This window comes from Roseburia intestinalis L1-82 (assembly GCF_900537995.1).
In the GTDB taxonomy this organism is placed as follows: Bacteria; Bacillota; Clostridia; order Lachnospirales; family Lachnospiraceae; genus Roseburia; species Roseburia intestinalis.
The window spans coordinates 3836382-3849689 of sequence record NZ_LR027880.1; the positions used below are offsets into that span (position 1 = coordinate 3836382).

At 42.9% G+C, this 13308-nt stretch carries 9 protein-coding genes; 4 read left to right on the forward strand and 5 right to left on the reverse strand.

Annotated features, from left to right (window positions below; translation table 11 throughout):
* The first annotated feature begins 20 nt into the window (after nucleotides 1–20).
* On the forward strand, nucleotides 21–1730 hold the full coding sequence (mobQ, locus tag RIL182_RS17950) for a MobQ family relaxase (protein WP_006858999.1): 1710 nt from the start codon (nucleotides 21–23) through the stop codon (nucleotides 1728–1730).
* 131 nt (nucleotides 1731–1861) lie between these two features.
* On the opposite strand, the gene RIL182_RS17955 is transcribed toward mobQ, so the two are convergent.
* From RIL182_RS17955 to RIL182_RS17975, 5 genes are all read right to left on the reverse strand, one after another.
* Nucleotides 1862–3328, reverse strand: coding sequence for a caspase family protein (locus RIL182_RS17955; RefSeq protein WP_006859000.1), 1467 nt, complete (start codon nucleotides 3326–3328; stop codon nucleotides 1862–1864).
* A gap of 166 nt (nucleotides 3329–3494) precedes the next feature.
* On the reverse strand, nucleotides 3495–3866 hold the full coding sequence (locus RIL182_RS17960) for a TnpV protein (RefSeq protein WP_006859001.1): 372 nt from the start codon (nucleotides 3864–3866) through the stop codon (nucleotides 3495–3497).
* A gap of 31 nt (nucleotides 3867–3897) precedes the next feature.
* Nucleotides 3898–5595 (reverse strand): 23S rRNA (uracil(1939)-C(5))-methyltransferase RlmD, encoded by a 1698-nt coding sequence (gene rlmD, locus RIL182_RS17965; protein WP_006859002.1) that lies wholly within the window; start codon nucleotides 5593–5595, stop codon nucleotides 3898–3900.
* A 2-nt stretch (nucleotides 5596–5597) separates the two neighbouring features.
* Nucleotides 5598–6548, reverse strand: coding sequence for a 3'-5' exoribonuclease YhaM family protein (locus RIL182_RS17970; RefSeq protein WP_006859003.1), 951 nt, complete (start codon nucleotides 6546–6548; stop codon nucleotides 5598–5600).
* A gap of 160 nt (nucleotides 6549–6708) precedes the next feature.
* Entirely contained in the window at nucleotides 6709–8124 is a 1416-nt protein-coding gene (locus RIL182_RS17975) for a S1C family serine protease (protein ID WP_242655640.1), read from the reverse strand.
* A gap of 406 nt (nucleotides 8125–8530) precedes the next feature.
* Here RIL182_RS17975 and RIL182_RS17980 point away from each other — a divergent pair, with 406 nt between their 5' ends.
* The 3 genes from RIL182_RS17980 to RIL182_RS17990 all read left to right on the forward strand — a co-directional run bounded on the left by RIL182_RS17980 (nucleotide 8531) and on the right by RIL182_RS17990 (nucleotide 13217).
* Nucleotides 8531–10957 (forward strand): endonuclease MutS2, encoded by a 2427-nt coding sequence (locus RIL182_RS17980; protein ID WP_006859004.1) that lies wholly within the window; start codon nucleotides 8531–8533, stop codon nucleotides 10955–10957.
* 122 nt (nucleotides 10958–11079) lie between these two features.
* Nucleotides 11080–11784 carry a response regulator transcription factor gene (locus RIL182_RS17985; protein WP_006859005.1) on the forward strand — a complete coding sequence of 235 codons (705 nt, stop codon included), beginning with the start codon at nucleotides 11080–11082 and terminating at the stop codon, nucleotides 11782–11784.
* On the forward strand, nucleotides 11781–13217 hold the full coding sequence (locus tag RIL182_RS17990) for a HAMP domain-containing sensor histidine kinase (RefSeq protein WP_006859006.1): 1437 nt from the start codon (nucleotides 11781–11783) through the stop codon (nucleotides 13215–13217). Before RIL182_RS17985 ends, RIL182_RS17990 begins: the two co-directional genes overlap by 4 nt.
* Nucleotides 13218–13308 lie beyond the last annotated feature (91 nt).

Genomic DNA, 13308 nt, shown 5'->3' on the forward strand with positions numbered 1-13308 from the left:
ATCGAAAGGAGGTGCCAGATATGGCAATTTATCATATGCAAGCCAAAGTTGTCAGCCGTGGTTCCGGACGTTCCGCTGTCGCAGCTTCTGCTTATATGAGCTGCAGCCGGATGTACAATGATTACGATGGCATCCAGCATGATTACACCAGAAAGCATGGACTCATTTATCAGGAAGTATTGCTTCCACCGATGGCTTCACCAGAATGGAAAGACCGTGAACAACTCTGGAATGCTGTGGAAGCTGCAGAAAAAACAAAAGACAGCCGACTGGCAAGGGAATTTGTTGTCGCACTTCCCGTTGAATTAGATAAGGACAGTAATATTTCTCTTCTAAAAGATTTTATTCAAAAGAACTTTGTAGATATGGGCATGTGCGCTGACTTTGCTATTCACGATACGGATGGACACAATCCTCATGCACACATTCTGCTTACCGTCCGTCCACTGAACGAAAACGGAACATGGCAGTATAAAACAGAAAAAGAATATCTCTGCATAAAAAATGGAGAAGAAAAAGGATTTACAGCTACTGAATTCAAAGCTGCTCAAAAAGATGGCTGGGAAAAGCAATACAGATATAAAGTTGGGAAAAAGAAAGTTTATATGACCGCATCTGTCGCACAGGAAAAAGGCTATGACCGCATCGACAAGCATCCAAAAAGCAGCCGCTATGGCAGACAGAATCCCATTTCTGAACAATGGAACAGTGATGAGCAACTCTGTATCTGGAGAGCAAACTGGGCAGATACTGTAAATGAAATGCTTGCCCACAATCAGATAAATGCATCCATTGATCACCGCAGCTTTGCAGATCAGGGAATCACCGAACAGCCGACCATCCACGAAGGCTATATTGCTCAAAACATGGAAAAGAAAGGAATGATAGCTGACCGCTGTGAAATCAACCGCCAGATTCGTGCAGATAACCAAATGCTCCGGGAATTAAAAGCTCAGGTAGAGAAACTGGCTCAAGCTGTCAAAAATTCTATTCCTGTAATTGCAGAAACAATGGAAACTATCCGAAATCATATGATTTTTACACAATATCATTTACTTCATAATGAGATGCAAAAAGAAGTAATTCATGATTGGATGAATCATTTTAATCCAATACTGAATAAATACAACACCGTTAAAAAGAAACTCAAAGCTAAAGTTACAGAACGGAAAGAGCTGAATGTAGAAAAAGAGAAAACCAGTATTTTGAATCCCATCCAGCATATAAAATTGAATCAGCAGCTTACCACTGTTACGGAAGAAATTGAAGAACTGAAATCAAGGAAAGAGCAACTAATCTTCCAGGCACAATGCTCCACTGATAAAGATATGACGAATCTATCCAAAAAATATGACCAGATGAATAGCAATCTTGATATCCTGGATTCTCAGGACATCTCCCTTAAAAAGCAGCTTAAAAAAGACGCCGCTGCTTTCCGGGAAGAAAAATTTCGTCCTGAACCTGAACAGTATACAGAATTGCTGGACACCAGAATCCAGATACGTCCTAATTTCCGGGATAAGCTGATCGAGCAGCTCAAAGGTACTTTTGGTAAGTATTATGACTATCACCGCCGTGATATTGCCGCCAATGAGGTAGATTATCTCAATGTGGAAGATCCTGATGTTTTTTCCCATCGTGCCTGGGAACTTGAATATCAGAGGAAACAGGAGATGCGGCGAAATCAGCCTGCCAGAGCTAAGAAAAGGTCATATGATATGGAATTATAATCATCATCGAGTAGATAATATGCTCTTACAACTCTCTTGTTTAAAAGGCGTATGGATTTAAAAGTTCCATACGCCCAATTCACTTTAACCAGTTACAATCTGCCATGTTTTCTTGTATAAAACCACATTCATTATAATGCTGAGATTCTTTGTTGCATATCAATAACTTGAACTTTACTATTTTTAAGAACTAATCCATACGAAAAATGAATCGTATTTCCTCCCACTGGTTCAAATTTAACATATTGTCCACATATATTTCTATTACGTTCACCAAATATTTTCTTTATCTTTTCTGGCAATACACTATATATCGGACATGACACATCTATAGTATAAAATCCATTTTTCATAGGATTACCTCTGTCACTAAACCATTCACTTATTGAAATTCTATTACCTGCTACAGATTTACATTGAGCTGTATATTCTTTGCCACGTAATGTAAACATTAATGGGGTTTCCTCTGGAATATTAGAAGATACTTGAAATCTTATCTTTCCATCATTCATTTTCCAGCTCAATGAAGCTTCAATCTTCAATTCCTTTCCATTAATAGGTTGTTTAGGTTCTAATTCCTCGGGCAATGGCAATAAATCTCCCATCTCAACGTAATGATTTTTATAATACCATCTACCATATTTCTGTATAAATCCCCATGATGACAAATAATTGCTGTTTAACTGATCTATAGTAGCATCCGAAAACTGAAATCCTCTTTTTGAATAATCTACTCTTGAATATGCACGTAAAATTTTAATAATTGGTATATGATATTTATTATAGGCATCTATATATGGCAAACATTCAATATCATAAATATTATCCGAAGCATTCTCATAAGATTTTCGACGAGCACATATGAATTCATATATTTTCTCATCAGTAACCTGTTCATTGACTGGTTGTGGCGTAACAGAAAAATAAAAGTCTCCCACTAACGAAGAATATTCCCATGAAAGCTGTTCTTCTCCGTATTGGCTAATTGATATTTCTGACACTTTATTTCTAACAAATTTAAACATTTCTTCAATTTTCAAATTTGGAATAAGCATAGCATCTTTTAAAACTTGTGTATATAATCCATTACTACATTGTCCATCAAATGCACTACAGTCAGCGCTTGTAGAATAAGCAATCATAGTACCTTTAGGTGGATTATTAAATGGCGCAAAGCCTGTTAAAAATCCCCTCCCCATAGCAAAAGGATTATCTCGACATGCATCCAATATACATATTAATGTTTTTCCCTTATATGAAGATGCACCTTCTAACAGCGAATTTAAACAATAACAAGAGACCATTGTCTTGCTTTTATCACTTAACTTTAAATCAATAGGAACGATAAAATTTTTACCGTCGATTTGCATACCATGCCCTGCATAAAAAAATACCCCTACAGCATATTCATCTAATGCCTGTAAAAAATCATTAACAGATTTTTGAATATCTATTAAATTTGCATCCATTATTTTTGTAACATCAAAATTTAATTTATTCAAAATACTAGCAATATCGTCAGCATCATTCTTAGGATTATTCAATTTCCCTACATTTGAATAATCAGAATTACCGATTACTAATGCAATTCTATCCATTATTCTCACCTCTGAAATTATCTTACGTTTTATTTCATAATTAAAAATTTTAAATTCATTTCTTAATATAAATTTTAATCTGTTATTTTGATCATACCACCTTCTTAGCCCATTTTATATAAACTCTTACAAACACTGAAAAGCTCCCGAAGGAGCTTTCCACGCTTTAAATATACACTAATTCTTTCAACACAATCTCTTCTGCAGCATTCCGGGCATTATTTACCGCTCTAACCCATTCCATCTGGTCACGAGCTTTCAATTCTTCCGTAATGCCCTGCTTCTCCATCATCTGACTCACCAGAATATCCATTCTCTCCTGTGCTTCATCGTCCACAGTATTCAGATGTTCTGTCAGTCTGTCTTCCAGCATATACAGTGAATACATTGCCGGACGATGCTCTTTCAGATATGTTTTCCGCATCATTCCATATTTCCCATAATGCGGTTCTTCATCTGTACTGACAAGATTCGAATAGTAAATTCCGTCTGCGCCAAGTGTGTAGGTTCCACCCATTTTTTCAAATGTGCTTTTCATGTGTTATTCCTCCTTGAAATCAGCGATGTCCTTAAATCATCGCAAAATATTTCAGGGCAGCCTTGATAGCATCTTCTTTCTCTTTCGGGCATTGTGGAACTCTTGCATTTTCTGATTTTGGAAGATTATAGTTTTCTCCCACTTCAATTCCACATTTGCGTTTTACCTGAGAAATATATAAACTTGAAACCTTCAAGCCAAATTCTTTCAGCACATAATCTTTGATTTCCTGATAGGTTGCTTTCAACTCGGCACTGGTGGCATCCAGCTCGTCCAGGTCTAAGTCGATCTCTATCGTGTCATCTGGTTTTTGTTGGGACAAAAGAACAACCGTCTCCACGTGTGTTGTATTCCCAAACTGATCCACCGCCCTTACCTTGCAAAGCTCATATCCGCCCTCACAAAGCACCTTAAGATCCCTCGCTAACGTTGCCGAATCACAGCTTACATACACGATCCGCTCCGGCTGCATCTTAAGCATCGTCTCAAGACATACACCATCGCACCCCTTTCGCGGCGGATCGACCACGATCACATCCGGGTGCAGCATATCTGCATCTGTGTCTTTCTTTTTTTCATAAAATGCCGGCAGCACTTCCTCTGCTTTTCCTACAAAAAACTCAGCATTATTGATACCGTTGAGCGCCGCATTATTCTTCGCATCCTCGATTGCCTGTGGGATGATCTCCACCCCATAAACTTTTCCCGCTTTCTGTGCAAGAAAAAGTGAAATCGTGCCGATGCCGCAATATAGATCCCACACGGTCTCTTTTCCGGTCAGTCCCGCATAGTCGAGCGCAAGGCTGTAGAGTTTTTCCGTCTGGACAGGATTGACCTGATAAAATGACTGCGGTGAAATATGGTATGCGACCGCTGTATCAGTCAGTGAAAAATCCTTCGTATCGCATAGATGGATCATATCGGTAATGTATGGATCGCCCCAGATACATTTCGTCACATCCCCGAGGATCACATTTGTTTTCTTCGTATTCTGATTGATGGAAATGCTCTTCATTCCCTCGATGGCTGTCAATCTGTCGATCAGTTTTTCCACTTTAGGAAGACTACTTCCGTTGATAATCACACAGACCATAAGCTCTTTTGTGGAAAACCCATAGCGGATCAGAACATGACGAACCAGCCCCTTACCTGTATTTTCATCGTAAGATGCCACATGATATTCTTTCATATAAGAAAGGACTTCATTTAAAATAATCTGATTTTCCTCCACACCCAGTTTACAGTCATTGACCGGGATAATACTGTGGGTACGCGCTGCATAAAAACCGGCAACCGGATTCCCATCTTTATCTGCACCGATCGGAAACTGTGCCTTGTTCCGGTAGCGGTATGGTTCTTTCATCCCCACGACAGGAAGCATGATTCGGTCGATCAATTCCGGCGCAAAACCGCCAATACGAATCAGATTTCCGCGCACTTTGTTCTGCTTAAATTCCAGCTGCTTTTCATAATCCAACGCCTGTATCTGACATCCGCCGCATCTCCTGTGAAGTTCACACTGTGGTGTCACACGAAATTTAGACGGCGATAAAATCTGCTCCACTCTCGCATAACCATAATTTTTCTTCATCTTTGTGATGCGGGCTTCGATCTCATCTCCAAGCACCGCATCTTTAACGAAAAAGGTCATGCCATCGTATTTTCCGATTCCTTCGCCGTCCACGCCCATATCTTCGATTTTCAGTTCTATGATATCATTTTTCTGCATAATTATAATTTCCCGGAGCGTCTGATATTGCTCTCAAGCAGACGGTTGTACCCCTGCCATTCCTGATTATTTTCCGGCACGTTGTTAAAGATTTCGCGCACCGTCTCCATCTTTGCATCGATATTATCCGCAAAACTGAGTGCCAATGCCTCCGGCAGCGCCGGTTTTTTCGGTGAACCAAACTCTAACTCGCCGTGATGTGCTAAAATACAGTGCTTTAACTCGCTTGCCAGTCCCTTTGGAAAATCCGGGATCGTGCGGATCCTGTCACCGACCATCTCGGTTCCGATAATAATATGTCCTAAAAGCTGACCGTCATCCGTGTAATCATTTTCCGGGAATGTGGAAAGCTCCTCTAATTTTCCGATATCATGGAAAATAGCTGCCGTGATCAAAAGATCGCGGTTTAACATCGGATAACAGCCTGCAAAATAATCACAGTGCTTTGCCACACTTAAGCTGTGCTCAAGCAGACCACCGACAAATCCGTGGTGCACAGTCTTTGCAGCAGAGTGGAATTTAAAGCGTTTTTCAAAATCTGCATCTTCCACAAAAAAGCTCTCTAACAGCTTCTTTAAATGCACTTCTTTGATGCTCGCAATCAGGCCTTTTAACTCCTCATACATCTGGTCGATATCCTTATCGCTGACCGGAAGGTAATCTTTTGGATCATACTCCCCTTCCTGCACCTTGCGGACACGCTTTACATTCAGCTGTAAATTGCCCTGAAAGCTGGTGATATCACCCATTACGGCTATGTAATTCAGTGAATCGAACTCGTCGATTCCAACAGAACCAGGCTCCCAGATTTTCGCATCCAGTGTGCCCGTTTTGTCCTGTAAGATCAATGTATCATAAGGTTTTCCTGCCTTTGTCAGTGCAGACTGTTTTACTTTACATAGATAGATTTCATTAATTCGCTCGCCCTCTCTGAGGCTCTCAATATACTTCATACTACTCCTTATTCCTGCTTTTATTTTCTAAAATTATTATGCCTGTATCCGCATTTCTGCTTCTAAAACGCATACCGGTGTCCACATTTCTGTTTCTGACATGCATGGCCGCATCCGCATTTCTGCTTCTAAAATACATGCCTGTATCTGGTTCACATCTCTATGGCAGTACACTGACTTCTACCGTGCAGGTGATTTCCGTATAACCTTCCGGTCCCTGCCGCTCAATCTTCACTTCCACCGTATCTTCCGGCTTTAACGAAAGCAGTTTTTTCTCATAATTTTCTGCCGTAAGAATCTCATCCCCGTCAATCTCCGTAATGACATCCCCATTCTGAAGTCCCGCCGCCATTGCCGGTGAATCCATGCAGACATCTTTGATATAGGCGCCTTTTGGTATTTCATATTCACGTTCGATCGCCGCAGTAACCGTTGTCACTTCAAGCCCGATGCACGGAATATCCTGTCCGTTTGACAACATCTCAATCAATGCCTTTAATTCAGAAATAGAAATCGCTGTCAGCGTATTCTCATCGCCTGCACTGCTGTATCCCTGCATCACGATCCCGATGATCTCACCATCCACATTGACAAGCGCACCGCTTCCATTGCTGCTTCCGACAATATCTGTCGTAAATACACTGTAATTATGATCTATCGTGGAAATACTATTTGTCGTAGATGTGATATTTCCAGTCAGGATTGAATAATTTGTTCCAAGCGGACTTCCGATTGCAATCGCAATCGTTCCCTGCGCAACAGTCAGTGAATTGCCAAGAACTGCAACCGTGATCGCATTCTTTGTACTTTCTGTAAGCTCCGAAGTCTTTACGCTTAACACGGCAATCCCTGTATTGCCATCGTATTTTTTCATCTCAGCTTTCACTGAAACATCATTAATAAATGTAACGTAGATCTCCTGGGCATCCGCAATCGCCTTGCGCTCTGTCAAAACCAGAAGTTCTCTGCTGTTCTCCGCTACAATGATTCCGGAGGCCTGACCTTTGCTCTCATACGGATTATTAAACCAGTCGGTGTCACTCTTTACGCCGGTTACAGTCACAATAGACTTATTGGCTTCTTTTCCAACGGCATATAACTTGTTCTGCAGCTTCTGAAAATCAGCAAGTTCAAGTTCCCGCAGGTCATTGTCCGGAACATTCTCTCCGGTCTGCTCTGTTTCCGTTTCACCCGTCTGTTCCTGCTGTGAGTTTCCCACTTCTCCATTTTCCTGCGATCCGTTGTTCTCCGCTGCCCCGTTTTCTCCCTGCTGCCCGTCGTTCTCTGTCTCCTGTGTATCCTTCTGTTCCGACGCTTCCTGTATATCGCCCTGACTTGGCTCCTCCGTTTCCGTGACATCATCTTGCGGAATCGTAACAACCGGCTTCTCCTCTGGGTAAAACCAGTTTGAAAACTCAGGCTGCAGTAAACTAAACACCAGCGCAGCCACCGCACCAAAAATTACGGCAAGCGCTACCGTAAACAATGCTTTTTTTACAAGACGTTTTTTATTCAACGGCTTCTCCTTGATCTGTTCATTAATAAAAGAAAAGCCACCCTTCTCTTTCTCCTGCATGATTTTCCCTTCCTTAACAAAAATGAAAACCGCACCTAGTTTATTATAGTTTGAAACACATACGCTTGCAACACTATTTTTTGCATTTCCGGCTTTCATTCCCCTAATTAATGGGATATAATGTGAATTAGCAATGAGCAGTGCCAAACATGGAAATAACAAAAAATGGCTGCTCGCAGACACTTTTTTGTTATTTTTATGTTTGATAGGGCGAATGCCCGTCAGCCCGGAAAATCTCTGATTTTTCGGGCTGGCACTGCGGACTAAAGTCGAACACAACTCCCCGTCAACTCAGCGCAACCTCTGATTTTTCGGGCTGGCACTGCGGACTAAAGTCGAACACACATATCCGTCGGCATGCTGCCACTGCAAACTAAATTTTCAACCACAAGGAATTACAAATCATATGAATGAAAAAGTTTTAAAAACATTAGAATACAATAAAATCATCGCACGTCTCGCGGAGCACGCTTCCAGCGAGGACGCAAAAAAACGCTGTCTTACCCTCACACCAGGCACAGACATAAACGAAATCAACCTTTTACAGTTACAGACCAAAGATGCCCTAAACCGTCTCTTTAAAGGCGGGCGCATCTCTTTTTCCGGTGTACACGACATCCGAGACTCCCTGAAACGTTTAGAGATCGGTGCATCCTTAAGCATCACGGAACTGCTGCGCGTCTGCTCTCTCTTAGAGGCAGCAAAACGTTCAAAAGCATTTTCCCGCACCAGCATCGGACACACCGGACCGGACCGTCCTGCCGCAGCAGACGGGACAGACGAACTTCCGGTCGACTCACTGACCGGATTTTTCGATCAGATTGAGCCGCTCACACCGTTATGCGATGAGATCCGCCGCTGCATTTTATCGGAGGACGAGATCGCGGACGATGCCAGCAGTACGCTCCGCTCCATCCGCAAATCCATGCGTGGCATGAACGATAAGATCCGCGCACAGATGAACTCGATGATCAACAACACGACCACACGCAGCTATTTACAGGATGCTGTCATCACGATGCGCGACGGCCGCTACTGCCTGCCGGTCAAAGCCGAGGCAAAATCGCAGGTTCCTGGTATGGTGCACGACCAGTCCTCCTCCGGTTCCACGCTCTTTATCGAACCGCTCGCTGTCGTAAACTTAAACAACGAATACAAAGCGTTACTGATCAAAGAAAAAGAAGAGATCGAAGTCATCCTCGCAAACTTAAGCAACTTAACGGCAGGATACTCCATGCAGCTTCACACCGACTATAACGTACTCACGGAACTTGATTTTATTTTTGCAAAAGCAGCCTTCGCACAGACTTACAATGGTGTTGCCCCGACCTTCAACACAGATGGACGGATCAATATCAAAAAAGGCCGTCATCCACTGCTCGACGCAAAAAAAGTAGTGCCGATCGACGTGCGCCTCGGAGAAGATTTTACCCTGCTTATCATTACCGGTCCAAACACCGGTGGTAAAACCGTCTCCTTAAAAACAGTCGGCCTTCTGACATTGATGGGTCAGGCAGGACTTCACATCCCGGCTTCCGAGCGTTCGGAGCTTGGAATTTTTGAGGAAGTGTTTGCCGACATCGGAGATGAGCAGAGTATTGAGCAGTCTTTAAGTACATTCTCCTCCCACATGACAAACATCACCCGCATTTTAAGCCAGGTCAACGACCGCTCCCTCGTGCTTTTCGATGAACTCTGTGCCGGAACTGACCCGACGGAGGGTGCCGCACTTGCGATCTCCATTTTATCGAAATTAAAACTGTACGGTGCGCGTGTCATGGCAACCACTCATTACAGCGAATTAAAAGTATTTGCCCTGCAGACCTCCGGCGTAGAAAATGCCTGCTGTGAATTTGACGTGGAATCTTTAAGCCCGACTTACCGTCTTTTAATCGGTATTCCTGGAAAGAGTAATGCATTTGCGATTTCCACGAAACTCGGTCTCAGCGAAGATATCATCGAGGACGCTAAGGGACGGATCAGTGAAAATGACATGAATTTTGAGGATCTTTTAGCTGACCTTGAAAAGAGCCGTATCACGATTGAAAAAGAACAGCTTGAGATCAATCAGTATAAAGAGGAAATCCAGAAACTAAAAGAACAGCTCGAACAGAAACAGGAACGCTTAGACGCAAGCCGTGACAAGATCCTGCGCGAAGCAAATGAGCAGGCTTACAATATCATCAGAGAAGCCAAAGATCTTGCTGATGAAACGATCCGCAATTTCAATAAATACGGCACCGCACACGCTCCCGTCAGCGAAATGGAAAAAGAACGTACAAAACTGCGCGATAAGATGAACAACGCACAGAAAAAAATGTCTGACCAGAAAAAGAATGCTGCGCCGAACCATAAGATTCCAAAGAAACTTCGCATTGGCGACCGCGTCAAAGTCATCAGCATGAACTTAAACGGAACCGTGCATTCCCTGCCAAACGCAAAGGGTGACCTTTATGTACAGATGGGAATTTTGCGCTCCCTTGTCAACATCAACGACCTGATCCTGTTAGAGGAAGAAACTTCTCCGACCAGCAAAAAATACGGCCGTACCGGTGCCGGCAAAATCAAAATGAGCAAGTCCGCATCCGTCTCCACAGAGATCAACCTGATCGGCAAGACCACCGACGAGGCGATCGCTCTTTTGGATAAATATTTAGATGATGCCTACCTTGCACATATTCCGTCTGTCCGCATCGTCCACGGCAAGGGAACCGGTGCACTGCGCAATGCCGTGCAGGCGCATTTAAAACGGCTAAAATATGTGAAATCATTCCACCTCGGCGAATATGGCGAAGGTGATGCCGGCGTAACGATTGCCGAATTTAAAGACTGATTTCAGACAAAAAGTAATTTCAGTAAGACAGATTTTATCTGATCCCATGCACAAAGCACTGCCGAAGCAATACCATTTCGTCTGATTTACAAACAGAATAACAACTAACAGGAGGTAATTTTATGGCAGCAAAACAAAAAATACTGATCGTCGATGACGATAATAATATTGCAGAACTGATCTCTCTTTATCTTACGAAAGAGTGTTTTGATACAAAAATTGTAAATGACGGTGAAGAAGCCTTAAAAGCATTCGAACAGTACAATCCGAACCTGATCCTTCTTGATCTGATGCTTCCGGGCATCGACGGCTATCAGGTATGCCGCGAAGTCCGTGCAAAAGCAAACGTGCCGATCATCATGCTCTCCGCAAAGGGTGAGATTTTTGATAAAGTACTCGGTCTTGAGCTTGGCGCAGACGACTATATCATGAAACCGTTCGATTCCAAGGAGCTTGTTGCGCGCGTCAAAGCCGTTTTGCGCCGTTACCAGCCTGTCAAAGTCGAAGAGCCAGCGCCGGAATTAAAATGTGTGAAATACCCGGATCTGATCGTCAACTTATCCAATTACTCCGTTATTTATAAAGATAATCCAATCGATATGCCACCAAAGGAATTAGAACTTTTATATTTCCTTGCATCCTCGCCGAACCAGGTATTTACCAGAGAACAGCTTCTCGATCACATCTGGGGTTACGAATACATTGGTGACACCCGCACCGTGGATGTCCATGTAAAACGTCTCCGTGAAAAAATAAAGGACAATGACAGCTGGAGTCTCTCGACCGTCTGGGGCATTGGTTATAAATTTGAGGTTAAAAATATATGAAACGGACACTCTACCCCAAACTGCTCGGCGGCTATCTGATCTATGGACTGATCTGCTTTATTATTATTTCAACCTTTGGTTACCACATTACGTTTAACTTCTTAGAGCGCCGGGATGCCTCGACGCTCTACCGGGAGTCTGCGCTGATTTCCTCTAACTATGCGGAAAACTATTTTAAGCGTTCCACAACCTTAGAGGAAATGAAAACACAGCTCTCCACCCTAAGCACTTACCTTTCCAGCGAAATCTGGATCATCGATAAGCAGGGACAGATCCTTTTAAACACAGCTTCTGCTACTTCTCCAGTGGAAAATGCAGAGCCGGAAGTAATTCCTGATTTTGACGTAACCGATTTTGGAAGTAAATATTACCGCACTGGAAACTTTTACGGTCATTTTGACACGGAAACTTTAAGTGTTTTTTCGCCAATCACTGTAAATTATAAAGTACGCGGCTATGTGATCATACATAAACCGGTCAGCTCCATCGTCAATTTATCCAACCAGCTGACAAATCTATCCTACCAGACGTTTGCACTTTTATTTTTGGCAGCCTTTGTCGTTTTAGCGCTTTTTACCTGGATCGTCTATATCCCGATCCGCAAAATTGCGCAGGGTGCCAATGAATATGCCTCTGGAAATTTCGAGGCAAAGATCGATGTCCATTCCAACGATGAGATCGGTTATCTTGCCGCCTCGCTCAACTATATGGCAAATGAACTGAACACGCTCGAGGAGGATCAGCGAAAATTCGTATCCAATGTCTCACACGATTTCCGCTCCCCGCTGACCTCAATCAAGGGCTATGTGGAGGCAATGCTCGACGGAACGATCCCGGTGGAAATGCAGGATAAATATTTAAACATCATCCTGTTTGAGACGGAGCGCCTGAACAAATTAACGAAGAGCCTTCTGGAATTAAATAAATTCGGTTCACACGGTGTCATGCTCGATATCACAAGCTTTGATATCAATCATACGATCCGCATGACGGTACAGACTTTTGAAGGAACCTGCATGGAAAAGCATATCAGTTTCAACCTGATCTTAAGCGGCGAAACCCTGTTTGTCTCCGCTGATTTCAGCAAGATCCAGCAGGTGCTTTATAACCTGATCGACAATGCACTCAAATTCAGCCATGCAAATTCATCGATCACGATCGAGACGACCGAAAAAAATGAGAAAGTCTTTGTTTCCGTCAAAGACACCGGAATCGGCATTCCAAAAGACAGCATCAAAAAGATCTGGGATCGTTTCTACAAGACAGACCTCTCCCGCGGAAAAGACAAGAAGGGCACCGGACTTGGACTTTCCATTGTAAAAGAAATCATCCAGGCACATGGAGAAAATATCAACTGTATCAGCACGGAAGGCGTTGGTACGGAGTTTATCTTTACGCTGCCGTTGGCGAAAGAGCAGGAGGAGCATGCCTAGTGGCATGCTCCTTTTTTTGCATAACAGGATTGTTAAATTCAACTTTCTCTTTTATCTCCCCCACCAGCCTATGCACCGTTGTACACGGGCA

Bases quoted from the DNA above. Each gene is read 5' to 3' on its own strand.
- mobQ (WP_006858999.1), top strand. From the start codon at position 21: ATGGCAATTTATCATATGCAAGCCAAAGTTGTCAGCCGTGGTTCCGGA.
- RIL182_RS17955 (WP_006859000.1), bottom strand. From the start codon at position 3,328: ATGGATAGAATTGCATTAGTAATCGGTAATTCTGATTATTCAAATGTA.
- RIL182_RS17960 (WP_006859001.1), bottom strand. From the start codon at position 3,866: ATGAAAAGCACATTTGAAAAAATGGGTGGAACCTACACACTTGGCGCA.
- rlmD (WP_006859002.1), bottom strand. From the start codon at position 5,595: ATGCAGAAAAATGATATCATAGAACTGAAAATCGAAGATATGGGCGTG.
- RIL182_RS17970 (WP_006859003.1), bottom strand. From the start codon at position 6,548: ATGAAGTATATTGAGAGCCTCAGAGAGGGCGAGCGAATTAATGAAATC.
- RIL182_RS17975 (WP_242655640.1), bottom strand. From the start codon at position 8,124: ATGCAGGAGAAAGAGAAGGGTGGCTTTTCTTTTATTAATGAACAGATC.
- RIL182_RS17980 (WP_006859004.1), top strand. From the start codon at position 8,531: ATGAATGAAAAAGTTTTAAAAACATTAGAATACAATAAAATCATCGCA.
- RIL182_RS17985 (WP_006859005.1), top strand. From the start codon at position 11,080: ATGGCAGCAAAACAAAAAATACTGATCGTCGATGACGATAATAATATT.
- RIL182_RS17990 (WP_006859006.1), top strand. From the start codon at position 11,781: ATGAAACGGACACTCTACCCCAAACTGCTCGGCGGCTATCTGATCTAT.